The following is a 24,768-nucleotide window of genomic DNA, read 5'->3' as shown; positions in this document are numbered from 1 at the left end:
CGTCGCAATCCACACCGAACCGGAAGGCCCTCACCTGTTTCAAGATCCCTCAGCCGAGACCTGCCTCACCGTCCACAACCTCCCAGGACAGAACATCTAGGGCTGCAACCCCCTGAACTCGCCGACCACCTACGCGCTCACGCCCGATCGTGGCGCACCTGACGCCGCCGGCCGAACCTTGACGCGAGACCAGGCCGAGCACATCGATGCCGGCGGCACGCTCGGCACCGACTACCGTCCTTCCGCTGCTGTACGGCCCAACGCAAGAGGCCCCCGGATCATCTCCGGGGGCCTCTTACCTGTGTGCACTCGGCAGGATTCGAACCTGCAACCTTCTGATCCGTAGTCAGATGCTCTATCCGTTAAGCTACGAGTGCTTGTCTTTAGTTTTGGTCTTCGCTCTCCGGCCTTTCGGCCCGTTCGCGGCGACAGGAAGAACATTACATGACTGCCGCCGCCATGTGAAATCCGTTAGCCGCACCCGTTGTGACCTGCGCAAACGTGCGCCTGGGCGGGCGGGAACGACGAAGCCCCGGTCCGTGTGGACCGGGGCTTCGGATCTTGCTGCGGAGGCGGAGGGATTTGAACCCTCGATGGGATTTAAGTCCCAAACCGCATTAGCAGTGCGGCGCCATAGACCGGACTAGGCGACGCCTCCAGCACAACCGTGTCGCGCGAGCGCGAACCGGTGCGTGCAGATGATGACACAGTTCAGCGCCGTGTCACCAATCGCCCCCTACGGTACTAGGCGGTCAGGCCGGAGGGCAAAGCTTGGAGCGCGCGGCGCAACGTCCGGCCGGGTGCGCCGTTAAGCACGGCATGTTCATCCGACACCTCTCGTCCCGCCTGCTGCTCACCGCCGTCGCCTCGGTCGCGGCCTTCGCCGCCGTGCCCGGCGCCGCGCACGCGGACACCGGGCCGATCCGGGTCCCCCCGTCCCCGTTCGGCTCCCTCGACGGCTGGGACGGTGGCCTCGGTGCCGTCGGCGGCGACCACCTGACCGTCTCCGTCGTCGACGCGGGCGCCGGCAAGGACGGCACGTCCGAACTGCGGTGCGACCCCGACGGCGGGACACACGCCGACCCGGCGGGGGCCTGCCGGCGGCTCGGGGAGCTCGCCGGCGAGGGCCAGGACCCGTTCGCCCCGGTCCCCAAGGGCACGTACTGCACGATGCAGTACGGCGGGAACGCGACCGCGCACGTCACCGGCGCCTGGCACGGCCACCGCGTCGACGCCTCGTACAAGCTGACCGACGGCTGCGAGATCGCCCGCTGGAACCGCATGGTCCCCGTGCTGCCGACGACGACCCCATGACTACGTGACGACGTGACGACGTGACGACGTGACGACGTGACGACGTGGCCACGTGACCACGTGACTCGGTGACTCCGGGACTCGGGACTCCGGGACCCATTGACCCCGGGTCCCGCCATCACGCCGTCACACCATCGCGACCCGGCGCGCACGGGGTCCGCACATCCTCTACGTGGGCTCCCTCTCATCCGGCGCCGCGAGCGGGACCACTGCCCGTAGACTCCCTCCCGTGACACGCTGCGGGCCGCGAGGCAAGATGGCCCGCACGGTCGGCAAGTCGCGGTGAATCAGGGAGGAAGCGTCGTCGTGAGCAGCAGGCCATCCCGAGGCGCTGCTCGCCTCGCAGCCATACTCGATGCACTCCCGGACGCATTGGTGCTGGTCAACACCAACGGGACCGTCGTCAACGCCAACTCCATCGCTCTCGAGGCCTTCGAGGCCCCGGGCACGGCCCTGGTCGGGCGCGGACTGCTCGACCTGCTGCCGGAGTTCGACTCCCGGCTGATCCCCGGGTCGATGCGCAGGCCCGACACGGCGACCGACGAGCGCGGGCGCACCAAGCCGACCCGGATGATCGCCCGACGCACCGACGGCAGTGACTTCCCCGTCGAGGTGACCAGCGCGAACGTCGCCGACGGCGCCCGCGACGCGGTGGACCCGTACAGCACGGGCGGCGGTTCCTACAGCGGTTCCGAGCTGCTCATGCTCGTCGTCCGCGATCTGTCCGGCACGCTCGACACCGAGGCGGAGCTGGCCCGTTCGCAGCGGCAGACCGAGATGATCCTGCGGGCCGCCGCCGAGGGGGTCGTCGGCACCGACACGGACGGCCGGATCGTCCTCGTCAACCCGGCCGCCGCGCAGATCCTCGGCTTCCGCGCCAGCGACCTCGGCGGCCAGGAGCTGCACCCGCTCGTCCTGCACTCCCGGCCCGACGGCGAGCCGTTCCCGTACGAGGAATCGCCGCTCGCCGACACCCTGCGCTCCGGGCGCAAGCACCGGGTGCGCGGGCAGGTCCTGTGGAACAAGAAGGGCGAGAAGGTGCCCGTCGACATGACGACGGCACCCGTGCGCGACGGCGACCAACTGGTCGGCGCCGTCATGACCTTCACCGACCGGCGCCCCTTCGACAAGCTGGTCACCGAGCACGCCGAGGAGATCGCCCGGCGGGACGAGGCCGCGGAGCAGGAGCACGCGGAACACGCCGCCGAGCTGGCCCGCGTCCGCGACGAGCTGGGCGCCGAGCTGACAGCCACCCGCGAGGAGCTGACCGCCGAACTCGCCGCCGCGCGCGAGGAGCACGCCGAGGAGCTCTCCGCCGAGCGGGAGCGCGGTGCCGCGTTCGCCGAGCGCGAGAAGGACCGGTTCGAGGAGCTCGCCGCCCGGCACTCCCAGCTCCTCGCCGTGCTCGGCCAGTCGCTGCGCGGGCCGCTCGACGAACTCCGGCGCGAGCTGGGCCAGCTGGCCGCGGACGACGCCGGACAGCTGTGGCCCGAGGCCAACCAGGTCCTGCACCACCTCTCCGCGGGCTACTCGCGGATCACCACCCTCGTCGACAACGTGCTCGCCTACCAGCTCCTCGACGCGGGCGGCGAGCAGCTCGTCCGCACGCCGGCGATGCTGGACGCCGTCGTCGCCGCCGGTGTGGACGGGGCCGTGGAACTGATCGGACCCGGGCGCGTCCAGTTCGCCGTGCACGCGCCGCCGATCGAAGCCGAGGTCGACGCGGGACGGCTCGCCACCGCCCTCGCGCACCTGATCGCCGACGTGGCCGGGATCGACGCCACGGGCAACGCGCGGGTTCCCGCAGGTGCCGGGTACGTCGACTCCACCGTCGTCGTGGCCGCCGCGCAGCGCGGCGAGAGCGTACGCATCGAGGTGCGGGGCCCGTACGCGGGCGGCGACCCGGTGCACGAACCGATCGTCCAGGGCATCGTGCGGGCCCACGGCGGCGTGCTCCAGACGCACGAGATGCCGGGCATGAGCGGCAGCGCGTACGTGCTCGAAGTGCCGATCGGCAGCGGCGCCGGGGTCGTCGCCGTCCCCGTCGAGCCGTACGCCGAGCCCGTCCCCGAGGCCACCCCGAACCTTCCCGAGCAGGCCACCGCGGCCACCGGCGGGCGGCGCCGGGCCCGGCGGACCGCCGGGCCCTCGGTCGACTCGTTCCTGGACAGCGCGGTGCCGGACGGTGGCGCACCGGGTGACGGGCCCTCCGGCGGTACGGGCCGCAGGCGCGGCCGGCGTGCTCCTGAGGAACCCGCCGCCCCCGCCCCGCAGCCGGAGCTGCCCACGGCGGCGTCCGGTGGCGAGGGCCACAGCGGCGGGACCGGACGGCGTCGGGCCCGCGCCGCGGAGGCCGGTTCGGCCGCCGAGGGTTCCGTGATGACCGCGGCCGAACACGCCGCGGGCTCCCCGGCCCTGGGTCAGACGGTGCCGCCGCAGGGCGTACCCGCGCCCACCGGACGACGCGCCCGGCGCACGGGCGACGGTGAGCAGGCGGCGCTGCCCGCCCTGCCGTCGGGGCCCGCGCAGGGTGCCGAGGCCGCGGGCCACGGCGAGCTGGAACTGGCGGGCGCTGGTACGGGCTCCGGTGTCGGACAGCCCTCGGGCGGGCGACGGGCGCGACGCGCGCTCGCCGCCGCGCAGGCCGCCGCGGCCACCGAGGACGCGGCGCCCCGCGAGGTCTTCGCACTGCCGCCGGCCCAGGCCGACCGGGGGCCGGAGGCTTCGTCCGCGGCTTCCGTGAATCCCGCGGCTCCTGTGGATCCCATGGCTGAGGCGGCGGACGCGGGGGCGGTGCCTCAGGCTCGGGCTGCTCATGCGGGCGCGCCTGCCTCTGCCGCGGACGCCGGCCTGGACGTAGTGGACGGGGATGGGCAGGTGCAGCAGGGGCCTGCCGGTCGCGATGCGGCGCAGGCCGGTGGCGCGCACCAAGCGGCGCGCCACACTGCGGGTCCCCAGGCCACGGGGGCGCAGGCCGCCGGGCCGCAGGTTGCGGACCCCGGCACTGGATCACAGGTCGCAGGTCCACCGGCCGCGGGTCCGGACGCCGGGGGCCCGGTCGCCGCGGGTCCGCACCACGGCCCCGGACCGCAGGACGCGGGTCCGCATGTCCCCGGAGCGCAGGTCGGGGGTCCGCAGGCCGGAGGCCAGCAAGCCGGTGTCCCGCAAGCTGGGGTCCCGCAGGGCGGGGCCCCGCAGGCCGAGGCCCCGCACCCTGGTGGCCGGCGCCGCGCCGGTGCGCACGGGCCCGCCGCGTCGACCCCGCCGTCGCCGGACGAGGCGCAGCGGCATGACGCCGCAGCCGGGCACCAGGCGGAGGACCACACGCCGCCGCAGCCGCACCCGGCCGGGACGCCACCGGAGGGCACGCCCCGCCCGGCCGGTGCGCCGCCGCAGAACGCGCCGCGGCCGCGTGCCGCACAGCCGTTGCCCGCGGAGGCACCGCAGCCGCAGCCCCAGCAGCCGTCCGGGGACACGAACTCGACGCAGGGCCGCGCGTTCAGCGTGCGCACCCTCGGACAGGGCGTCCCGTTCGGGCGGCAGGCCACCGACCAGCAGCGCCGGTCGCACAGTGCCGCGCCCGTGCAGCAGCCTGCCCGGCCAGGCGCCACGCCGGCCCGGGGCGTGCCGCAGGAGGCGGGGACCCAGGGCGGCGGCGGTCGGCGGCGACGCCTTTCCACCCGGCCGGAGCAGTCCGAGGCAACTGCCGACACGCGCACGCCCTCTCCGGCGCCGGGGACGGCCCAGGCCGGACCGGGCGCGCCCCAGGGGGCGGCTCAGCCTCCGGCACGCGGAACGGCACAGGCCTCGGCGCCCGCCCCGGCACAGGCTCCGGGACGGGGCAACACGGCACGGCCGCACCCGCAGCCCCAGTCGCCCCGGCTCGCACCGAACTCCTCGGAGGGCCGCGGCCGTTCCTACGCGATCGGCGCCCCCGCCCAGGACGCCGACGAGGGGCCCGAGCCGCTGGACGGGCCGGGCGGGGCGGTGGAGATCGCCAACAAGCCGCAGCCGCAGCCCATGGACGACGAGCTGCCCCCGGAGCCCCTCGACAACCCACGCCGGCTCCTGGTCTGGCCCGCGCCGGACGTGACGACGCAGCAGGCGCTGAGTGAGCGCGGCTACCGGCCGGTGACCGTGCACTCGCGCGAGGAGGTCGACGCGCAGATCGCGGCGTTCCCGGCCGCGCTGTTCGTGGACCCGCTGACCGGGCCGATCACGCGCACGGCGTTGCAGTCGCTGCGGCAGGCCGCCGTCGCGGCCGAGGTGCCCGTGCTGGTGACGGCCGGCCTCGGGCAGGCCACGCGCGAGGCCGCCTACGGCGCCGATCCCGCGGTGCTGCTGAAGGCGCTGGCCCCGCGCGACAGCGAGCAGCACCCGCCTCGGGTCCTGCTCATCGAGGAGCACGAGGAGATCGCGCTCGCGCTGACCGCCACCCTGGAGCGGCGCGGGATGCAGGTCGCACGGGCGTCGAGCGACGCGGACGCGGTGACCCTGGCGGCGCAGATGCGGCCGAACCTGGTGGTCATGGACCTGCTCCAGGTACGCCGCCGACGCGCGGGCATCATCGACTGGCTGCGGGCTAACGGCCAGCTGAACCGCACGCCCCTCGTCGTCTACACAGCCGCCGTCGACCACGCCGACCTGCCGCGGCTCGCGGCGGGGGAGACGGTGCTGTTCCTGGCGGAGCGCTCGACGAGCACCGAGGTGCAGAGCCGGATCGTGGACCTGCTGGCAAAGATCGGCACGAACTGACCGGCATGCGTTGACCGGCATGCGTTGACCGGCACGCGTCGACCGGCACGCGTCGACCGGCAGGCGTCGATCGGCACGCAGTGGTCGGCACGAGCTGATCGGCGTGGACTGATCGTTGTGAATTGGTCAGTCTGGACTGATCTACAACTGACGAACGAGGGCCGCCCGTTGAGGACGGCCCTCGTTTCACGTGAAACAGGGCGCCGAGAACAGCGCCGACCCGACCAGGCCAGGCCAGGACCGGCCCGGCCCGGCGGAGGCTCAGAGCTCGGTGACGGCCAGTTCCCCGTCCGCGTACTGCCTGCGCAGCACCTTCTTGTCGAACTTGCCGACGCTGGTCTTCGGCACCGCGGGGACGATCGTCCAGCGCTCGGGCAGCTGCCACTTGGCGACCTTCTCGGCGAGGAACGCCCGCAGCGTCTCGAAGTCCGCGCTCGCCCCTTCCTTCAGCACGACGGTGGCGAGCGGCCGCTCTCCCCACTTCTCGTCGGGGACGGCCACGACGGCCGCCTCGGCGACGTCGGGGTGCGACATCAGCGCGTTCTCGAGGTCGACGCTGGAGATCCACTCACCTCCGGACTTGATGACGTCCTTGGCACGGTCGGTGAGCGTGAGGTAACCGTCGGGGCTAATGGTCCCGACATCGCCGGTCTTCAGCCAGCCGTCCTCGCTGAACTTGTCGGCGGGCCGCTGCGGCTCACCGTCCGTGCCACCGCCGTAGTACGCGCCCGCGATCCAGTTGCCCCGGACCTCCAGTTCGCCCGCGGACGTCCCGTCCCAGGGCAGGTGCTCGCCGCCGGGGCCGGTCAGGCGCGCCTCGACCCCGGCCGGGAACCTGCCCTGCGTGAGCCGGTACGCGAACTCCTCGTCGCTGCCCGGCTCGACCCCGGCCGGCGGCCGCGAGACCGTGCCGAGCGGCGACGTCTCCGTCATGCCCCACGCGTGACAGACCCGCATGCCCAGGTCGTCGAAGGCCGTCATCAAGGAGGGCGGGCAGGCCGAGCCGCCGATGGTGACCTGGGTGAGCGTGGAGACGTCCCGCGGCCTGGCGGTCAGCTCGGCGAGCAGGCCCTGCCAGATCGTGGGCACGGCGGCGGCGTGCGTGGGACGCTGCGACTCGATCATCTCGGCGAGCGGCGCGGGCTGCAGGAAACGGTCCGGCATCAGCATGTTCACGCCGGTCATGAAGGTGGCGTGCGGCAGCCCCCATGCGTTCACATGGAATTGCGGGACCACGACCAGCGACGTGTCGGCGTCGGTCAGGCCCATGGACTGCGTCATGTTCACCTGCATCGAATGCAGGTAGATCGAACGGTGCGAGTAGACGACACCCTTCGGGTCCCCCGTGGTGCCGGAGGTGTAGCACAGGGCCGCGGCCTGCCGCTCGTCCAGCTCCGGCCACTCGTACGCGCTCGGCTTCCCGGCGATGAGCTCCTCGTACTCGTGCACCTGCGGGCGGGCACCGTCGAGGACAGACCGGTCGCCGGGGCCCGAGACGACGACGTGTTCGACCGTGGTGAGGGCAGGCAGCAGGGACGCGAGCAGCGGCAGCAGCGAACCGTTGACGATGATCACCCGGTCCGCCGCGTGGTTCACGATCCACGTCAACTGCTGCGCGGGCAGCCGGAGATTGAGGGTGTGCAGGATCGCACCCATGGCGGGAACGGCGAAGTAGGCCTCGACATGCTCCGCGTTGTTCCACATCAACGTCGCCACACGGTCGTCGTCGCGGACCCCCAGGTCGTCCCGGAGCGCGTGCGCGAGCTGTGCGACGCGGGCCCCCACCTCGGCGAACGAACGGCGGTGCGGCTCGCCCTCGCCCGTCCATGTGGTGATCAGCGAGGTGCCGTGGACACGCACTCCGTGGTTCAGGAGGCGGGTCACGGTCAGCGGTACGTCCTGCATCGTGCTCAGCACGGCGTCCTCCCGGTGGGCGCTACGGAGCAGTAGGGTTCCGCCGATTCTTTCCACATACCGCGTGGTATGTCACTAGCTCCGGGAATGATCGATCACCGCGTACCGCCCACGGACCTCCTGCTCAGCCCCGCTCGGGCAGCAGCTCCGGGTCCTCGCGCAGCTTGCCGAGCGCCCGCGACACCGCGCTCTTCACCGTCCCGATGGAGACCCCGAGCACCTCGGCCGTCTGGGCCTCGCTCAGATCCTCGTAGTACCGCAGCACGACCATCGCCCGCTGCCGGGCGGGCAGCTTCATGATGGCCCGCCACATCGCGTCGTGCAGCGCCTGCTGCTCCGCCGGGTCCCCGACCACCGGCGTCATCGGCTCCGGCAGCTCGTCACAGACGAACTCGTCGACCTTGCGCTTGCGCCACTGCGACGTCCGCGTGTTCAACAGAGCCCGGCGCACATAGCCGTCCAGCGCCCGGTGGTCCTCGATCCGGTCCCACGCGACGTACGTCTTCGTGAGCGCGGTCTGCAACAAGTCCTCGGCGTCGCACGGGTTCGCCGTCAGCGACCGCGCGGTCCGCAGCAACAAGGGCTGGCGCGCCCGGACGTACGACGCGAAGGACGGGTACACCGAGTGCCCCGACTGCACGGGGTGCGACGGGTGCGTGGGTTGCGTCGCCGCGGAGGTACGCGTCACCGGCTTCGATGCGCTGGTGCAGACAGGCGCCAGGGTTGCGGTCATGGCTCCACGCTATGAGCGCCCCCTCCTCCTGCGGATCGGCCGGAGGTCCCTAAGCGACCTCCGCCTCAGGTTGTACGCGGGGTGGTGGCCCCACCTCCTGAAGGTGGAGGACGCGGTGAGGCCCCTGAGGGTTCAGCCCCGAGAGACGGGCCCTGCGGATGCGCGCCTGGGGCCGTCCGGCCGTGCTCCGGCTGCGGTCTGGCCGTTGTCCGGTCATAGTCCGGCCGGGGCCCGGTCGAGGTCGCCGTCCGGCCGCCGTCCGGTCGCAGTCCGGTCGGGGTCCGGTCGAGGTCGCCGTCCGGTCGCAGTCCGGCCTCGGTCCGGTCGAGGTCGCCGTCCGGCCGCCGTCCGGTCGCAGTCCGGCCGGGTCCGGTCGTGGCCGGGGTCCGGTCGTGGCCGGGGTCCGGTCGTAACGGGGGTCCGGCCGCCCTGCCTGCGGTCCGCCGGAGGCTGGACGCGGCCCGGGGGGGGCGGGCCGGGGCCCGGGGGCGGGCCGGGGCCCGCCGGTCTCCGGCCTGGGTCCGGCAGCGGTTCGGGCGGGTCCTGGCCGTCGTCCCAGCTCAGCCGATCCGGGCCACAGGCGCGTGCAGCAGGTTCCGGTCGATCACCAGGGTGCGACCCCCGTGCCGCTCTTTCACGTTCCCCGCGTACTGGTGGATCCTGCGCTGCGGATGCCAGGCGTTCCCCGCCAGCGCGGGCTCCCGGTAGAGGCGGGGCTTGGTGTGCCAGCGCGCGAACCACATCACCGACGGCAGATCCCGCACCCCCGCCCGCCGTGCCGCCTCCATGTGCCGCACCCCCGAATCGGCGCTGCTGTAGAACCCGGGCAGGTACCCCTGCCGCCGCACCTCCCTGCTCCAGGCCCGCACGAACGACAACGTCGCGTCCGCGCACTTCCGCTGCCGGTAGTCGTACGCCTCCATGTCCAGGTAGAGCGGACTCTGTACACCGATGAGCAGCGCCCGGGCCCGACTCACCGCGTCCCGCGCCTCGCTCACACCCTGCTGCCATGGGTACCGCCCCATTCGCACCTTCTTCTTGTGCTTCGACCGCACGCAGGGCGACTGCGACCCCACGTACACCGGCAGCACCCGCCACCCCATGCCGTCCACCTTCTGCATCCAGCTCTTGTTCAGCGCGGTCTGGGTCTGGCAGGCCCGGCCGCGGCCCCCGAAGTAGACCCCCACGGCCCGGTAGCCGGAGCTCCGCCAACGCCCCATGGTGTCCAGGGACTGCGCCCGGCAGATGTCGAACCCCCAACCCTGGAACGTACGCACCTGCGGGCCCCAGGCTCCCGTGCCCGCCGCCCGGCCCGTCCGAGCCCCCGCAACCGCCGTACCCGCCGCACCCGGCGTACCCGCCGCACCCGCCGCACCCGCCGCACCCGGCGTACCCGCCGCACCCGCCGCACCCGCCGCACCCGGCGTACCCGCCGCACCCGCCGCACCCGCCGCACCTGGCGTGCCCGCCACACCACCTATCGGGCCCGCCGCACCCGATGTGTCCGCCGCATCCACCGCGCCCCCGGCAGCCTCCGCGCTCGTCGCCGGCAGGGCGCCGATCCCCAGGAGGATCGCCACCAATCCCATGATCATCTTTTGCCGATACATGAACCGAGTGAAGGGGGCTGCCCGCCCACGCGCCCCCGGAACACCCGTCCCGTTCAGCCGTCCGCCCCCAGAATCAGACCCGATGTGGGGACTCCGGTGCCTGCGGTGACCAACACTCTGGCCGCGCCGGATATCTGGTTCACCGCCGTCCCCCGCACCTGCCGCACCCCCTCCGCTATGCCGTTCATCCCGTGCAGATACGCCTCCCCCAACTGCCCGCCGTGCGTGTTCAGCGGCAACCTCTCCTCGGCGACGAAATCGGCGGCCTCACCGGGTGCGCAGAACCCGAACTCCTCCAACTGCATCAGCACGAACGGCGTGAAGTGGTCATAGAGGATCCCCACATCCACCACCCCCGGACCGATCCCGGCCGTCCGCCACAACTGCCGGGCCACCACGCTCATCTCCGGCAGACCCGTCAGACCGTCCCGGTAGAAGCTGGTCATCTGCTCCTGCGCCCGCCCCGCACCCTGCGCCGACGCGACGATCACCGCGGGCGGGTGCGGCAGATCGCGGGCCCGCTCGACGCTGGTGACGACGAGTGCCTGCCCCCCGTCCGTCTCCTGGCAGCAGTCCAGCAGGCGCAACGGTTCGACGATCCAACGTGAGGCTGCATGGTCGGCGAGAGTGATCGGCTTCCCGTGGAAGTACGCCGCAGGGTTCGTCGCCGCATACTTGCGGTCCACCACCGCGACCTGGCCGAACGCCTCGGGGGTCAGACCGTACGTGTGCAGATACCGCTGCGCCGCCATCGCCACCCAGGACGCCGGGGTGAGCAGCCCGAACGGCAGGTTCCAGCCGAGCGCCACGCCCTCCGCCGACGCCTCCCGGTGCTGCACCCCCGAGCCGAAACGTCTGCCCGACCGCTCGTTGAACGCCCGGTAGCAGACCACCACCTCAGCCACCCCGCTCGCCACCGCGAGGGCCGCCTGCTGCACCGTGCCGCACGCGGCGCCCCCTCCGTAGTGCACCCGCGAGAAGAAGGAGAGTTCCCCCATCCCCACGGCCTGCGCCACGGTGATCTCCGGGCTGGTGTCCATCGTGAACGTGACCAGCCCGTCGACCTCACCGGGGGACAACCCCGCGTCGTCGAGCGCCGCCTGCACCGCCTCCACCGCGAGCTTCAACTCGCTGCGTCCGGAGTCCTTGGAGAACTCGGTGGCACCGATACCGACGATCGCCGCCTGCCCACCCAGCCGGTCCTTGCCACGCACGCTCATGACGGGCTCCCCTCGGCTCGGGGCACAGTGACGGACACCGTGCCGGTGACGTGGTTGCCCAGGCCGTTCTTCCCCACCACGTACACCTGGGCGGTGACGCCCCCGCCTCCTCTACCGCCCCTGCCCCCGTCTGGAGCCTGACCCGTGCCCTGGTGCGCGTCTGCGTCTGCATCTGCGTCCACGATTTCGGTGACCGTCCCTGTGAGCACCATCGTGTCCCCCGGATAGTTGGGCGCGCCCAGGCGTATCGCGACCTTCCGCAATACGGCCGTCGGACCGAAGTGGTCGGTGATGTAGCGGCCCACCAGCCCGTTCGTCGTGAGGATGTTCATAAAGATGTCGGGGGAGCCCTTCTGCCGGGCCAGCTCCGCGTCGTGGTGCACATCCTGGTAGTCCCGGGAGGCGATCGCCCCGGCGACGATCAGGGTCCGGGTGACCGGGATGGTCAGGGGCGGCAGCTCCGCGCCCACCTTCAGCAGTACCTCGCCCTCACTCATACGGCCTCCCTCACGATCAAGTCCCCCAACTCCTCCAGCACTTCGGGCCCGCTGCCGAGGTACCCGTCGAGCTGGCACCCCCACAGGAAGTGCCGGTGCACGGGATGCCCCAGGTCGGCGCCCGCACCGCCGTGCAGATGCTGGCCCATATGCACGACGCGGCGTCCGCCGTCGGAAGCCCACCACGCCGCGGTCAGCGCATGGCTCCGGTACGCGAGCCCCGCATCCCGCCGCCAGGCCGCCTCGTACGCGGTGACCCGGATCGCCTCGACGTCCATGTGGGCCTCGGCCGCACGCAGCTGCACCCCCTGCTTGGCAGCTAGCGGGCGGCCGAACTGCTCCCGCTGGTTCGTGTGCCACACCGCTCTGGCCAGAGAGCCGGCGCAGACCCCCGCCTGCAACCCGGCGAAGGCGGTCCGCGCCATCGCTCGTACGTCCTCGTACGCCTCCGGACCACCGATCCGCTCCGCCTCCGCCCGGTCGAGCACGAGCCGGCCCGCCGACCAGGGCGCGGTCAGCTCGACGGGTTCACCGTGCGGGCCCGGCGTGCCCGCGGCCGCGGTCGCAGGCGCAGTCGCGGTCGTATCGGCACCCGCACCCACATCCGCACCCCGCGCACCGGACACTCCGGAACCCGACCGCCCCGAGCCGCCCGCATCGAGCAACGTGCCCGGCGCTCCCAGCTCGTCCAGCAACCGCGCTCCCGCCATCCGCACCAGCCACAGGCTCGGGGCGCCGGCCGCGGGCCCACCCCGCACCGCCACCAGCACGTGGGTCGCGCCCTGCAACCAAGGCACCCACGGCACGACCCCGGTCAACCTCGCCCGCCCATGAACCGTGGTCGCCCTCGCCGTGACCCCACTGCCCGCCGGGAACGCCCCCGTCACCACGGTCGATCCGTCCCGCAGCCCCGGAAGCAGGCGCCCGCGCTGCTCGACGCTGCCGTGTGCCGCCACCGCGAGCACCCCGTACACCCCGCTCGCCGCGAAGGGGACCTGGGCGGTCGTCCGACCCTGCTCCTCCACCATCAGCACCAGCCCGAGCAGCCCGGTCTCTTCCACCGCCTCCAGCAGGCCGGCGTCGGCCAGGGCTCTCCACAACTTGCCGTCGGTGCCACCGCCGAGACCCGCGAGCCGGTCCGGCGTGGAGAGGTCGCCGAAGATCTGGGCGGCCAGTCCCTGGGCCGCCGCCTGTTCCGCGGTGGGAGTGAAGTCCATGTCACTCCTCACCACCCTCGGCAGCCCGGAACACCGGCAGCTCCAGCTCCTCGTCCACCCGCAGGAATTCCAGCCCGACCGGCATCCCGATGCGCACCTTGTCGTGCGGCACTCCGATGACATTGCTGACGATGCGCACTCCCTCGGTCAGCTCGATCAGGCCCACCGCGTACGGCGGGTCGAAGGCCGGGAAGGGCGGGTGGTGCATCACGACATAACTGAAGACCGTGCCCTCCCCGCTCGCCGGGACGGTGTCCCACTCCTGTCCTCCGCACGCATTGCACCCCGGCAGCCACGGGAAGCGCAGCGTCGCGCAGTCCTGGCACCGCTGGATGAGCAGCCGGTGCTCCGCGACGCCCTGCCAGAACCCGGCGTTGTCCCGGTTCACCACGGGGCGCGGGCGGAGCTCCTTCGCGGTGTGTGACTCAGCCGGGGAGGCTGACGCGGCCAGTGCGTCAGCCTCCCCGGGTGGGTCCGACGACGCGTCCGACGGCCTCCTGGTGCCGGGTGCGGGAGCGTCCAGATGCTCGAGGGCCCCCTGTTGGCCCAGGGGCGTCCGCGGGCCGGGGGCGCCCCGCCGCCCGTAGGCACCCGACTGCGCAGGCGCGTACTTCAGGATGCGGAACCGGTGTGTGCCCGCGAGTTCACCGCCCGCCCGCACGTTCATGCGTGTCGTGACGAAGTGGCCCGTCCCCAGTTTCGTCGTCTTCAGCGGGGAGACCGCTTCGATCACCGCGTCGAAGCTGATGGCGTCCCCGGGCCGTAGGGGACGCAGGTACTCCTGCTCGCAGTCGGTCGCGACGACCGATGTGTATCCGGCACCGTCCAGCAGCCTGAGCAGGTCGTCGTAGGGCCCCGACCGCCCCGCGTACCCGGACAGGCCCGCCATGGTCCACGCCTGCAACATGGTCGGCGGCGCCACGGCGTCGGACCCCTCATACGCGGGATTGGTGTCGCCCATGGCCTCGCACCAGTGCCGGATCATCGGCGCGTTGACCAGGTCCATGCCGTGCCCCGCCGCGCCGGCGGCCAGCCCTTCGAACGCCCGTAACCCCTCGTACTCCAGGACCTCTCGGCCCGCCCCCACCGACGCGCTCATCGCTTCCCCCGCTTCATCCCGAGCCGCATCGTGGCCACGATCTCCCGCTGCACCTCGCTCACCCCGCCCCCGAACGTATTGATCTGTGCCGCCCTGTTCATCCGCTCCAACTCCCCGTCCACCACCGCACGGTCACCGCCGCCCGCCCCTGCGAACGCCCCCGGCGACCCCCGCCGGATCCATCCGCTCTCGCCCGCGATCCGCTGACACATCTGATACACCGCGACCGTCGATTCGGTTCCCGCGAACTTCACGCCGCTGGCATCGCCGGGAGCCGGTCCGCCCGCGCCGACGTCTCCCACCAAGCGCCAGTTGAGCAAGCGTGTCGCCGCCAGGCGAGCGTGCACCTCGGCCAGCTGGGACCGGACCCACGGAGCGTCGACCCGGCGCTCGCCCGTCACCGGATCGGGCGTGCAGGCGGCGGCGAGGACCCGGGTGTAGAAGTCCTCCGCCTGCATCCCGATCGCGGCGAGCGCGACCCGCTCGTGGTTGAGCTGGTCGGTGATCAGGCCCCAGCCGGCGTTCTCCTCACCGACCAGGTGCGAGCCCGGGACGCGGATGCCGTCGTAGTACGTGGCCGTCGTGGTCAGCCCGCCGACTGTCTCGATCGGGGTCCACGAGAAGCCCGGGGTGTCGGTCGGCACGAGGATGATCGAGATGCCCCGGTGCCGGGGAGCGTCGGGAGCGGTGCGGCAGGCGAGCCAGATCCAGTCGGCGTGCTGGGCGTTCGACGTGAAGATCTTCTGCCCGTCGATCAGCCAGTCACCGGTGGCGTCGTCCCGGACGGCCCGCGTGCGCAGCGCCGCGAGGTCGGTCCCGGCCGACGGCTCGCTGTACCCGATCGCGAAGACCAGCTCGCCGCTGAGGATGCGGGGGAGGAAGTGGGCCCGCTGCTCCTCGGTGCCGTACTTCATCAAGGTCGGGCCGACGGTGTTCAGGGTGACCATGGAGATCGGCGCGCCCGCGCGGTAGGCCTCGTCGAAGAACACGAATTGTTCGTCGGGCCCGCGGCCCTGGCCGCCGTACGCGACAGGCCAGCCGAGTCCCAGCAGCCCCGCGGCCCCCATGCGGCGCAGGACGCGGCGCTGTCCGGCGGCGTCGTCCGCTCCTGGTGGGCCGTCCGGCATCAACGTACGGAAGTAATCGCGCAGTTGCTCGCGGAGGTCGCGCTGGCGCTCGGTGGGGGCGAGGTGCACGGTGGCGGCCCTCCCGGACCTCGTACGGACGGAGTTTTCTGACTGTCCGTCAGATATTGGAGGGTGTCAAGAGATCCACCGGCGCCCCCCGCCCGACCCCTGGGTCGACACCACAAGAGCAACTCGCCCGCTCGCACACGCGCCTGCGCGGCGGGGCCGAAGCACCGCCGCGCAGCCTGTCACGCACCCCAGGACGGGTCCCCGCCGAGCAGTCGGACTGCCGAACAGGACCCGCCGGCTCACCAGAGCTCGGTGAAGTTGACGACGTAGTTCTGGTTGGACTGGTGGATCGCCGTGAAGGCGGAACCGTTCACCTGAGCGGTGTTGCTCTGGTTCGAGGCGCCGTTGCCGACCGCCTGCTGCTGCGTGGTGGACGAGTTGCCGAAGTTGTCGTGGCCGACCCCACTGCCGTTGACCGTCGCCACCCCCGCGTTCGATCCGTTGCCCGCGAAGGAGCCGTTGTCGGCGATCGCCACCCCGGAGAACAGGGCCGCGGCGAGGGGCAGAGCGGCGATGGCGGCGACAGCGCGGGCGGTACGGATGGAAGCCATGTCTTTTCCTCCAGAAGGCGGTACATCGGGGTACGGACGGATGTCCGGTGCCCGGTAAGTACGGGTTTCTCCAAGGCAGTTGGCCGACCGCCTCGGCGTTGTTCACGACGTCGCGAGACCAGAGTTGCCCACCGCATCCCCGGCGAACCACCCCGGAAGGCACCTTTCGCTCGCAAGCGTGAGTACATGTCGATAAACCTGCTTCCGGCTCATTACGCCCCAGGCCACCCTGTCGCGGACCCTTCCGGCGATCACGGACCGGACGCCCTCTGGGATGAAGCGTTTCGGCACATTTTTGGTGAATAGCCCCCGGTCGGCCCTCCCCCCTTCCCTAGTTCGAACGTCTGTACGAAAATGACGCCATGGCCACCACCGACCGACACACGCCGCCCTCCGTACCGACCGCATCCCTGGCGACCCTGGCCCTCGCGCACGCGCTCTCCGCCGCCGCGCGCGGGTTCGCCGTCATCCCGCTCTCCCGCACCAAGCTCCCGGCGCTGCCCTCGCCGCACCGGAACGACCCCCCGACGACCCCGCGCTGCCACGGCGAGTGCGGCCTCCCCGGGCACGGCGTGCACGACGCGACGGTCGATCCGCACCGGATCCGCGCGCTCTTCGCCGCCGCGCCCCGGGCCACTGGCTACGGGATCGCCTGCGGTCTGCCGCCCCACCACCTCATCGGCGTCGACCTGGACACCAAGGCAGGCACGAACTCCTCTGCGGCCCTGCGGGAACTGGCCTTACGGCATCTGTTCACGATCCCCGACACCGTGGTGGTGGCCACTCCCAGCGGCGGCCGGCACCTGTGGCTCTCCGGTCCGCAGCACGTCGTGGTGCCCAACTCCGCGGGCCGCCTCGCCCCCGGCATCGACATCCGCGGCGCCGGCGGCTACCTCGTAGGACCCGGCTCCCGCACCGAGCGCGGCGTCTACGCCACAGTGCCCGGCACCGCCCACCTGGCGCCCGCGCCGTGCCCGCCGGAACTCCTCCGGCTGCTCACGCCCCCGCCGCGTCCCCAGCACGCCGATCCCGGCCGGGCCGGGCAGCACGGGCTCGGTCTCGTCCAGTTCGTCCTCGGCGCCCAAGAGGGCCAGCGCAACACCCGGCTCTTCTGGGCAGCGTGCCGCGCCTACGAAAGCAACCTCGGAGCCACCCTTACGGAGGCTCTGGTGGACGCTGCTGTCCGCACCGGCCTCACCGAACGCGAGGCCCGCTCCACGATCGCCTCCGCGGCGCGGCTGACCTCGGGGTCGTAGCGAAGTCAGCCGCGGCCGCCGCACCGGACAGCAAGCATCCGGCTGCCGCCGAAACACGTCACTACTAGGGTCGCTACTTGGGCCGCTGCTTTGTCCCTGCTTGGGTTACTACTAAGCAGCTAATCCGGACCCAGTAGGTGGGCGAGAGGGTCCTCGGCGAGCAGGACCGGCGCGGCCAGGGACGCCTCGTAGGCCGGGCGCGCGAAGGTGTACGGGCCGAGGGGCAGTTCGCCCCACTCCGGCCGGTGGGGTTGATGGAAACCGGACCAGATCACCTCTGTCTCCGTGACGTGGACCGTGGCGTTCAGGGGCCAACATGCGTCAATCCCACAGCAGCAGCCCAGGAGGTACCGGGCGCCCGAGGCCAAGTCACGGAGAGCCGCCGGGCCGGCGCCCAGGAAGTGGGCCCGGGCCTGGGCGTCGTCCTCCAGGTACAAGGGGGCGTGCTGCTTCAGCAGGAACTCCTCGCGTTCCTGCGGTGTGTCGTCGTCCTCGTCGAGTTCCCGGTCCCAGAGCGAACGTGTCGCCTCCGCGACCAGCACGCGCAGGTCGGTCCCGTCGACCCGGATGCCCCAGGCCATGAGGTCCGGCCGGTCGGGGTGCGGTTGGCGGAGAAACTCCACACGGTGTGTGCCGGTCGGGACGCGCATACGCCCCATCCTCGGGAAGCAGCCCTCCCGGTTCCACCGAGTTTTCGCGGCGAGAAGGACGCACAGCTCGCCGACAGACCGCCGCACAGTTCACGCGCAGTGGGCATTGAACAGGGGGCAGTTGAAGGTGGCCGTCACAATGGTGACTACTAGTACTTCTTCCCCTGCCTCATCCGGCGATTCCGCCAGACTCCGATCCCGCCACAGATCAACGTGATGACGACGAGCATGATCGCGCCGGTGGGCCAGAACGGCGTCGGGTTGTCGGCAGCCACATGAAGGTGCTCCACGGTCTGACCTCCTCCGTCGGCATCCGGCTGGGCACGGTCGGGCCGCGACCGCTGCCGACCGGTTACCCGCGTTCTGCTGTGCCACTGCACTGATGCGGAGCCGAACACTCGTCCGCCCTCCGAGCCACGCGGATACGTTGTCCGGCATGGCCACGCAGATCCTCACGCTCATCGGCGTTCTCATCGGCGCCTTGACGTCCTACTTCGTGACGACAGCCGCCGAACGGGCAAAGTTCCGTCGGGAGATGCTCACGCGCTGGGACGAGCGAAAACTGGACACGTACATCGAGTACGTGACGTGCATCAAGGAGATCCAACGAGCCGCCATGGACGCCGGGCGGGCACGCGACCAGGGAGCACCCGCCGCTGAAGCGTTGCTGGCGATGGAGGAAGGCGAACGCCGGCGATCGATCCTCTTCGAGACCTTCGTCCTGCTGAGCCACGAGAAGGCCGCTGCCGCCGCGCACATGGCAAACCAGCGAACGTGGGAACTGTTGCGGGCAGCTCGGGACCCCGCTAGCGGTGTGGCCGAGCTCCGCGTGGTCCCCCTCGTAGAGGCGCTCAATGTGCTGCACGAGGCAGCGCGATCGGACTTGGCGATAGCGGGCCTTACGGCTGCTCGGTGAGGGCACTGGAGTTCCGCCGGGGAGCTACAGCGGCTCCGCCTCCGGGAGGGGTGATCACCAGGGTCGGCGCAGACGCCGAAGGCCCCCGACCGTCGTTCCCGGTCGGGGGCCTTCGATGTGCGCGGTGGGTGTGGGATTTGAACCCACGGTGACTCTCGCCACGACGGTTTTCAAGACCGTTCCCTTAGGCCGCTCGGGCAACCCACCTCAGCCCTGTCCACCTGGGAAGGAGCGGGTACAGCCTACCGGGACGAGACGGGGTCGTGGGGGCCCGGCCCACACCGCGTGCGCCAGCTCTGTTCGTCCTACGGGGTTCAGCCCTGCTTCACTCATGTTCCTCGGCACCATCGCCTCTGTTGCCACCCCCACCGGAGTGCCACTCTCTACGCATGACGGCATCGAACGCCTTGGACAACAGCGCTAGGGAGTTCTTCGAGACGAACCGTGACAGGGCGGCCGGAAAGGCGAAGGGCGCAGAGCGCCGACTCAGGTTCTGGAACGTGGCTCACGTAGCCCTCGGAGGTACGGCCGCCATGACTGCCGCGGCGGCAGGCGGCACGGGCCTCGCCGATGCCGGGATGAGGGTCCTGGCAGGGATACTTGCGCTCGTGTCCGCGTCCCTGACCGCCGCATTGGGCTTCGTCAGGACAGATCAACGCATCGCGAACAACAAGCGATCACTCAAGGCCTGGTCTGACGTCGAACGTACTGCCCACGCCGAGCTGGCCAAGCTCCCTGCCCTGTCCACCGAAGAAACGAAGACCGCGATGGACAGGTTGGCTGCGCTTGCCGACTCCGCGCATGACGCAAGCGGAGCGACAGTTCCGCAACCGTAGCCACGACGGAGGCCCTTCCCTTTGGCCACTCGGGCAACCCGGCCCGCGGCCCCGGAACGCCGCCTGGCGATGTTCCGGGGCCGCGGGATCAGGATTCGTCAGCTGTCGCCCTTGCGCTCGCCCAGCGTCACGTCCGTCGTGCGCTCCTTGCCGTCGCGCGTGTAGGTGAGCTTCACGGTGTCGCCCGGCTGGTGCGTCCAGATCTGGCCGATCAGGGTCGGGCCGGAGTCGATCACCGAGTCGTCCAGTTTCGTGATGACGTCGCCGGGCTTGAGGCCGGCCTTGTCCGCGGGACCGTTCGCCGTGATCGCCGCGGAGCCGCTCGTGCCCTGCTCGGTGATCTTCGCGCCGCCGGTGCCCTCCTCGATGGAGACGGAGGCGCCGATCACCGGGTAGACCGGCTGGCCGGACTTGATGAGCTGCTGGGCGACCATCTTGGCCTGGTTGATCGGGATGGCGAAGCCGAGGCCGATCGAGCCCGCCTGGCCCGAACCGCCGCCCATGCCGCCGCTGGAGGCGGACTGGATGGCCGAGTTGATGCCGATCACGTTGCCGTTCCCGTCGAGCAGCGGCCCGCCGGAGTTGCCCGGGTTGATCGACGCGTCGGTCTGCAGTGCGCTCATGTACGAGGCCTTGCTGCTGCCCGTGCCGTCGCTGGAGGCCACCGGGCGGTCCTTCGCCGAGATGATGCCCGTGGTCACCGTGTTCGACAGGCCGAAGGGCGCGCCGATCGCGATGGTCGAGTCCCCGACGGCCACCTTGTCGGAGTTGCCGAGCACGAGCGGCTTCAGGTCGTTCGGCGCGTTCTTCAGCTTGATCACCGCGACGTCGTAGCCCTGTGCGTGCCCGATGACCTCGGCCTCGTACTTCTTGCCGTTCGAGAACGTCGCCGACAGCTTGCCGCCGTCCACGGCCTCCGCCACCACGTGGTTGTTGGTGAGAATGTGGCCTTCCTTGTCGTACACGAAGCCGGTGCCGGTGCCGCCCTCGCCGTTGTTGCCCTCGGCCTCGATGGTGACCGTGCTTGGCAGCGCCTTGGCGGCCACGTTCGCGACGGTGCCCGGGTCACGCTTGAGGTCGGCGGGGTTGGAGGCGGAGACCGTCGTCGAACCGGTGCTGGAGTCGTCGCCCCGCTCCGCGGCCCAGTAACCGACGCCGCCGCCGACGGCGCCCGCGATCAGGGCCGCCGCGATGACGCCCGCGAGGAGACCGCCGCGCCGGCCGCCCGGCTTGGGCTGCGGCGCCTGGTAGGAGGCGCCCCACGATCCGTTGCCGCCACCGCCCGCGTACGACGGGACCGCCGGCGGCGGCGGGGGCCAGTCGCCGGCCGGGGCGGATCCGGCGGGGCCGGCGGGCGCCCCGGCCGCGGCGTACGGGCCGGCAGCCTCGTGCGGACCCGCTCCCTCGTGCGGCCCTGAAGCCCCGAAGGCCCCGGACCCCTCTTGCGGACCCGTGGACCCGTACGCCCCAGACCTCTCGTGCGGCCCGGAGGCTCCATACGCCCCGGATCCCTCATGTGCCCCGGGAGCCTCATACGCCCCGGGCGCCTCATGCGTGCCGTACCCCGCGCCCGCAGGAGCCTGGTGCGCGCCCTCAGGAGCCGGGTGCGCCGCCTCGCGCCCCGAGCTCTCCGGGGCGGCCGGGGCGGGCCCGGCCGGTGTCGGTGCGGGAGCAGCGGGAGCGTCCACCGGCACGGGAGGTGCGGACGGGGCCGGGGGGACCGCAGTGCCCTCGTTCTCGGTGCTCACAGCTTTCTCTCCTCGATCCACGGCTGTCTCAGTAAGGCTGTATTCGTGCGACTGCCATCGGCGCCGGTGCCGTGCCAGTGCCAGTCCTGGGCCTCGCACTGCTGTTCCAGGTACGACTGCCCTCGATGTGGCTGTCCTTGCCAAAACGCTGTCCTTGCCAAGACCACCGTCAGTACGGCGCTCTTCGCGAGGACCGCCTCCAGCGAGAGCGGATGCGGGCGGACGCGGCACGCGGCCGACCGCTCCCACGTGCCGTTCCGGCATGGTCCTGTCACGGTCCAGTTGTGTGTGCAGTTGTACGCGCTCAGCTTTTCCCACGAGGCGTCAGGGCACCATAAGGCGTTCCTGTGCGTCCGCCGCCATCCTTTATGCCGGACGAAACGGACGCATCCGCTAGGCCGAACTTTCTCGGTGGCCGGCCGCACGGTGGCACCATGTCGCGGTGACCCACGCACGACAGCAACGCATCCAGGTCGTCGCCCACCGCGGTGCCTCGCAGGACGCCCCCGAGCACACTCTGGCCGCATACAAGAAGGCGATCGAGGACGGTGCCGACGCCCTCGAATGCGATGTGCGGCTCACAGCGGACGGCCATCTCGTCTGTGTGCACGACCGGCGCGTCAACCGTACGTCGAACGGTCGTGGCGCCGTCTCGGCCCTGGAGCTCGCCGATCTCGCCGCCCTCGACTTCGGGTCCTGGAAGGACCTCGGCGGCTCCTGGCGGGACCAGGCGGAGGGCCCGGACTGGGCGGGGTCCTCCGCCGACACCTCCGTGCTGACCCTGGAGCGGCTGCTGGAACTGGTCGTGGACGCCGGACGCCGGGTCGAACTGGCCATCGAGACCAAACACCCCACCCGCTGGGCGGGTCAGGTCGAGGAACGGCTCCTGCTGCTCCTCAAGAGGTTCGGCCTGGAAGCACCAGTTCCGGACGAGCCCTCACAGGTGCGCGTCATGAGTTTTTCGGCCCGTTCCTTGTTGCGCGTCCAAGAGGCGTCACCCACGCTGCCGACCGTCTACTTGATGCAGTTCGTCTCACCCCGCCACCGGGAAGGGCGCCTGCCACAGGGCGTCCACATCGCCGGCCCGGGCATCCGCATCGTGCGCAACCACCCCGCGTACATCGAGAAGCTCACACGCGCGGGCCACCAGGTCCACGTCTGGACGGTGAACGAACCGGAGGACGTCGACCTCTGCGTCCGGCTCGGCGTCGACGCGATCATCACCAACCGGCCCGCCGCGGTCCTCGACCACCTCGGCCGGGGGTGACTTCCGGCCACCCACGCTCCGCACCGTCACGGGGAGTGCTCCGGCGCGTTCGGTACGTGTTCGACTGTCGCGAGTGCGTCACCGGGGGCTGTTTGGCCGGTTTCCGGTCCAGTCCATTGGGGCATCCACACCGTGGCGTGGGGCAAAGGAGGTTTCGGGGGTGGCGTTGGTGGTGGCACAGGAGGTGCCTGCGTCGTCGAGCATGGCCGTACCCCATGGCCCTGCGGGCGTCGGCGAAGCACGACACAGGATGCGTGATCAGCTACGGCGCCGCGGGGTCTCGGACCCGGTGGTGGACGACGCGGTACTCATCCTTTCCGAACTGCTCAGCAACGCCTGTCGGCACGGCAGGCCACTGGGCGACGACATGACGGGCGACGGCGACGTACGCGTCGCGTGGCGCGTGGACGACCGGGGTTGCCTCACGGTGGAGGTGACGGACGGCGGCGGGCCCACGCGCCCGGTTCCCGCCACTCCCTCGGTGACGGCGCGCGGCGGCCGCGGGCTGAACATCATCACGGCGCTCGCGGACGACTGGGGCGTACGCGACGACGCACGGGGCGAGGTCACCGTCTGGGTGGTCGTGCACAAGGATGTCCACGCGGAAGCGGCGTCGCACCGGCGCGACGACTTCGCGGCCCGCATCACCGCGCCACCCGCCGCGGACCTGGTGGGCCTGGATCTCGCGGACGCCTTCGACGAACTGGGCTGAGGCACGGCCGCGCGAGGGCCGCCCCAGTCGCGTCCCACCCTTGTCAGTACGAGCGGATAGGCTCGCGCCCGTACGTACGAGAGCCGTAGCCGGGAGACGTCCAAGATGGCCAAGAAGCGCCCGCAGACCAAGGGCAAGCCGCAAGTCACCAGTGGAGAGATCCCGGTCGTCGGCGCCCGCGAGCCCTGCCCCTGCGGCAGTGGCCGCCGGTACAAGGCCTGCCACGGCCGCGAGGCCGCCCACGCGGTGACGGAGCTGGTGCAGCGTCCGTTCGAGGGCCTGCCGGGCGAGGGTGACTGGGTCGCGCTGCGCGAGCTGGTGCCCGCGGCCACCGCCGCGCTGCCCCTGAAGCAGAAGCTGCCCCAGGGCGTCCCCTCGGTGACGCTCGCGACGGTGCTGCCGATGGCGTGGCCCGCACTACGCCGTGACGACGGCTCGATCCTGCTGGGCCTGCAGAACGACACGGCGTCCGGCGACATCAGCCGCGACCTGGCCGACACCCTCCAGCGTGCGCTGACGGCCGAGCCGGGCAGCCCGGTGCAGGCCCGCCGCGCGCCCGCCGACGGCCCGCGCCTGCAGGACCTCCTCGACCCGGAGGGCGCTTTCGAGCCGGTCGTGCACACGGGCTTCGAGTTCTGGGTGCCGGACTCGGAGAACGCGTCGGGCGAGGTCGCCGCGTCCCTGGAGCGGGCGAACGCCGCGGCGATCCCCACCGTGAAGCTCACCGGCGTGGACAGCGCCTACTGGTGCGAGACGCCGGAGAAGAACCACCTCCGCTGGGTCATGCCGTACCCGGAGGAGAAGCTCCTGGACGCGCTCGCGCGGCTGCACGCGGCGGGCACGTCCTCGCTCGGCGAGGGCACGCGCCTCGTCGGCTCGTTCCGGGCGCACGGCCTGACGGTGCCGGTCTGGGACCTGCCGAGCGCCGTCACCGCGGAGGACGTCGAGAAGCCGGCGGCCGCGTTCGCCGAGCGGCTCACCGCCGCGCTCGCCACGGACGCGCCGCTGACCGCGGACGAGCGTCGCGCGCGTGGGGGCCTCACCAACCGCCAGGTGACGCTCAGCTGACGTGGGCCGCCCGTCGGACGGGAAGCGACTTCCGGAAGTGGTGACTCCGGTCACAACTCCCCGTAGTTGCAGGTAAATCCATGTCCGAATAGAAGAGATCGAATTTGCTAACTGCCGATCTCTTGTTACCGTTCAGGTAGCCCGGTTGCTGGTGCATCCCCCGTCGCCAGCAACCGGGCGCTTTCATGCCCGCGACCGCGGCCGAGGGC

The 24,768-nt window shown here is 71.7% G+C and carries 20 protein-coding genes and 3 tRNA genes; 8 read left to right on the top strand and 15 right to left on the bottom strand.

The features are described from left to right. Positions 1–304: 304 nt before the first annotated feature. Positions 305–377, bottom strand: a tRNA-Arg gene (locus tag ACIBW6_RS16605). Between the two features lie 190 nt (positions 378–567). Beyond that, a tRNA-Ser gene (locus ACIBW6_RS16600) sits at positions 568–658 on the bottom strand. A 161-nt stretch (positions 659–819) separates the two neighbouring features. Between ACIBW6_RS16600 and ACIBW6_RS16595 the strand changes: the two genes are divergently transcribed. Further along, positions 820–1,314 (top strand): SSI family serine proteinase inhibitor, encoded by a 495-nt coding sequence (locus tag ACIBW6_RS16595; RefSeq protein ID WP_399060027.1) that lies wholly within the window; start codon positions 820–822, stop codon positions 1,312–1,314. Between the two features lie 306 nt (positions 1,315–1,620). Beyond that, positions 1,621–6,069 carry a PAS domain-containing protein gene (locus ACIBW6_RS16590; RefSeq protein WP_399060026.1) on the top strand — a complete coding sequence of 1,483 codons (4,449 nt, stop codon included), beginning with the start codon at positions 1,621–1,623 and terminating at the stop codon, positions 6,067–6,069. 261 nt (positions 6,070–6,330) lie between these two features. Here the strand turns inward: ACIBW6_RS16590 and ACIBW6_RS16585 are convergent, their stop codons facing one another. The 9 genes from ACIBW6_RS16585 to ACIBW6_RS16545 form a co-directional block, all read right to left on the bottom strand. Beyond that, complete coding sequence (locus ACIBW6_RS16585) at positions 6,331–7,986, bottom strand: long-chain fatty acid--CoA ligase (RefSeq protein ID WP_399060025.1); 1,656 nt, start codon at positions 7,984–7,986, stop codon at positions 6,331–6,333. A 121-nt stretch (positions 7,987–8,107) separates the two neighbouring features. Next, positions 8,108–8,716 carry a SigE family RNA polymerase sigma factor gene (locus ACIBW6_RS16580; RefSeq protein ID WP_399060024.1) on the bottom strand — a complete coding sequence of 203 codons (609 nt, stop codon included), beginning with the start codon at positions 8,714–8,716 and terminating at the stop codon, positions 8,108–8,110. A 560-nt stretch (positions 8,717–9,276) separates the two neighbouring features. Continuing rightward, positions 9,277–9,993 carry a DUF1906 domain-containing protein gene (locus tag ACIBW6_RS16575; RefSeq protein WP_399060023.1) on the bottom strand — a complete coding sequence of 239 codons (717 nt, stop codon included), beginning with the start codon at positions 9,991–9,993 and terminating at the stop codon, positions 9,277–9,279. Positions 9,994–10,379: 386 nt separating this feature from the next. Beyond that, entirely contained in the window at positions 10,380–11,546 is a 1,167-nt protein-coding gene (locus tag ACIBW6_RS16570) for a lipid-transfer protein (protein WP_399060022.1), read from the bottom strand. Next, positions 11,543–12,043, bottom strand: coding sequence for a MaoC/PaaZ C-terminal domain-containing protein (locus ACIBW6_RS16565; protein WP_399060021.1), 501 nt, complete (start codon positions 12,041–12,043; stop codon positions 11,543–11,545). The genes ACIBW6_RS16570 and ACIBW6_RS16565 overlap by 4 nt, the downstream gene beginning before the upstream one ends. Continuing rightward, positions 12,040–13,260 carry an acyl-CoA dehydrogenase family protein gene (locus ACIBW6_RS16560; protein WP_399060020.1) on the bottom strand — a complete coding sequence of 407 codons (1,221 nt, stop codon included), beginning with the start codon at positions 13,258–13,260 and terminating at the stop codon, positions 12,040–12,042. The genes ACIBW6_RS16565 and ACIBW6_RS16560 overlap by 4 nt, the downstream gene beginning before the upstream one ends. A 1-nt stretch (position 13,261) precedes the next feature. Further along, positions 13,262–14,359 (bottom strand): bifunctional MaoC family dehydratase N-terminal/OB-fold nucleic acid binding domain-containing protein, encoded by a 1,098-nt coding sequence (locus tag ACIBW6_RS16555; RefSeq protein WP_399060019.1) that lies wholly within the window; start codon positions 14,357–14,359, stop codon positions 13,262–13,264. Further along, positions 14,356–15,555 carry an acyl-CoA dehydrogenase family protein gene (locus ACIBW6_RS16550; protein WP_399060018.1) on the bottom strand — a complete coding sequence of 400 codons (1,200 nt, stop codon included), beginning with the start codon at positions 15,553–15,555 and terminating at the stop codon, positions 14,356–14,358. The genes ACIBW6_RS16555 and ACIBW6_RS16550 overlap by 4 nt, the downstream gene beginning before the upstream one ends. A gap of 239 nt (positions 15,556–15,794) precedes the next feature. Beyond that, on the bottom strand, positions 15,795–16,106 hold the full coding sequence (locus ACIBW6_RS16545; protein WP_399060017.1) for a hypothetical protein: 312 nt from the start codon (positions 16,104–16,106) through the stop codon (positions 15,795–15,797). Positions 16,107–16,468: 362 nt separating this feature from the next. On the opposite strand from ACIBW6_RS16545, the gene ACIBW6_RS16540 reads away from it, so the two are divergent. After that, positions 16,469–17,362, top strand: a complete 894-nt coding sequence (locus ACIBW6_RS16540) for a bifunctional DNA primase/polymerase (protein ID WP_399060016.1) — start codon at positions 16,469–16,471, stop codon at positions 17,360–17,362. A 119-nt stretch (positions 17,363–17,481) separates the two neighbouring features. Here the strand turns inward: ACIBW6_RS16540 and ACIBW6_RS16535 are convergent, their stop codons facing one another. Then, entirely contained in the window at positions 17,482–17,985 is a 504-nt protein-coding gene (locus ACIBW6_RS16535; RefSeq protein ID WP_399060015.1) for a hypothetical protein, read from the bottom strand. A gap of 176 nt (positions 17,986–18,161) precedes the next feature. Continuing rightward, a complete protein-coding gene (locus ACIBW6_RS16530; RefSeq protein WP_399060014.1) occupies positions 18,162–18,302 on the bottom strand; it encodes a hypothetical protein in 141 nt (46 codons plus the stop codon). A gap of 146 nt (positions 18,303–18,448) precedes the next feature. Here ACIBW6_RS16530 and ACIBW6_RS16525 point away from each other — a divergent pair, with 146 nt between their 5' ends. Next, entirely contained in the window at positions 18,449–18,928 is a 480-nt protein-coding gene (locus ACIBW6_RS16525) for a hypothetical protein (protein ID WP_399060013.1), read from the top strand. A gap of 122 nt (positions 18,929–19,050) precedes the next feature. On the opposite strand, the gene ACIBW6_RS16520 is transcribed toward ACIBW6_RS16525, so the two are convergent. After that, a tRNA-Ser gene (locus ACIBW6_RS16520) sits at positions 19,051–19,135 on the bottom strand. Positions 19,136–19,317: 182 nt separating this feature from the next. Between ACIBW6_RS16520 and ACIBW6_RS16515 the strand changes: the two genes are divergently transcribed. Further along, positions 19,318–19,764 carry a hypothetical protein gene (locus tag ACIBW6_RS16515; RefSeq protein WP_399060012.1) on the top strand — a complete coding sequence of 149 codons (447 nt, stop codon included), beginning with the start codon at positions 19,318–19,320 and terminating at the stop codon, positions 19,762–19,764. A 98-nt stretch (positions 19,765–19,862) separates the two neighbouring features. Here ACIBW6_RS16515 and ACIBW6_RS16510 read toward each other — a convergent pair whose 3' ends face one another. Beyond that, entirely contained in the window at positions 19,863–21,512 is a 1,650-nt protein-coding gene (locus ACIBW6_RS16510) for a S1C family serine protease (RefSeq protein WP_399060011.1), read from the bottom strand. 442 nt (positions 21,513–21,954) lie between these two features. Between ACIBW6_RS16510 and ACIBW6_RS16505 the strand changes: the two genes are divergently transcribed. The 3 genes from ACIBW6_RS16505 to ACIBW6_RS16495 all read left to right on the top strand — a co-directional run bounded on the left by ACIBW6_RS16505 (position 21,955) and on the right by ACIBW6_RS16495 (position 24,559). Beyond that, complete coding sequence (locus ACIBW6_RS16505) at positions 21,955–22,779, top strand: glycerophosphodiester phosphodiesterase (protein ID WP_399060010.1); 825 nt, start codon at positions 21,955–21,957, stop codon at positions 22,777–22,779. Positions 22,780–22,852: 73 nt separating this feature from the next. Then, on the top strand, positions 22,853–23,491 hold the full coding sequence (locus tag ACIBW6_RS16500) for an ATP-binding protein (RefSeq protein ID WP_399060009.1): 639 nt from the start codon (positions 22,853–22,855) through the stop codon (positions 23,489–23,491). Between the two features lie 105 nt (positions 23,492–23,596). Continuing rightward, positions 23,597–24,559, top strand: coding sequence for a DUF5926 family protein (locus tag ACIBW6_RS16495; RefSeq protein WP_399060008.1), 963 nt, complete (start codon positions 23,597–23,599; stop codon positions 24,557–24,559). Positions 24,560–24,768: the final 209 nt, after the last annotated feature.

It is taken from the genome of Streptomyces sp. NPDC049813 (genome assembly GCF_044465085.1).
Classification (GTDB): domain Bacteria; phylum Actinomycetota; class Actinomycetes; order Streptomycetales; family Streptomycetaceae; genus Streptomyces.
This window is presented reverse-complemented; position numbering and strand designations above follow the sequence as displayed.

Excerpts from the sequence above, each read along its gene's own strand:
- ACIBW6_RS16515 (WP_399060012.1), top strand. The coding sequence starts at position 19,318 with ATGACGGCATCGAACGCCTTGGACAACAGCGCTAGGGAGTTCTTCGAG.
- ACIBW6_RS16495 (WP_399060008.1), top strand. The coding sequence starts at position 23,597 with ATGGCCAAGAAGCGCCCGCAGACCAAGGGCAAGCCGCAAGTCACCAGT.
- ACIBW6_RS16570 (WP_399060022.1), bottom strand. The coding sequence starts at position 11,546 with ATGAGCGTGCGTGGCAAGGACCGGCTGGGTGGGCAGGCGGCGATCGTC.
- ACIBW6_RS16545 (WP_399060017.1), bottom strand. The coding sequence starts at position 16,106 with ATGGCTTCCATCCGTACCGCCCGCGCTGTCGCCGCCATCGCCGCTCTG.
- ACIBW6_RS16595 (WP_399060027.1), top strand. The coding sequence starts at position 820 with ATGTTCATCCGACACCTCTCGTCCCGCCTGCTGCTCACCGCCGTCGCC.
- ACIBW6_RS16555 (WP_399060019.1), bottom strand. The coding sequence starts at position 14,359 with ATGAGCGCGTCGGTGGGGGCGGGCCGAGAGGTCCTGGAGTACGAGGGG.
- ACIBW6_RS16540 (WP_399060016.1), top strand. The coding sequence starts at position 16,469 with ATGGCCACCACCGACCGACACACGCCGCCCTCCGTACCGACCGCATCC.
- ACIBW6_RS16565 (WP_399060021.1), bottom strand. The coding sequence starts at position 12,043 with ATGAGTGAGGGCGAGGTACTGCTGAAGGTGGGCGCGGAGCTGCCGCCC.
- ACIBW6_RS16525 (WP_399060013.1), top strand. The coding sequence starts at position 18,449 with ATGGCCACGCAGATCCTCACGCTCATCGGCGTTCTCATCGGCGCCTTG.
- ACIBW6_RS16560 (WP_399060020.1), bottom strand. The coding sequence starts at position 13,260 with ATGGACTTCACTCCCACCGCGGAACAGGCGGCGGCCCAGGGACTGGCC.
- ACIBW6_RS16580 (WP_399060024.1), bottom strand. The coding sequence starts at position 8,716 with ATGACCGCAACCCTGGCGCCTGTCTGCACCAGCGCATCGAAGCCGGTG.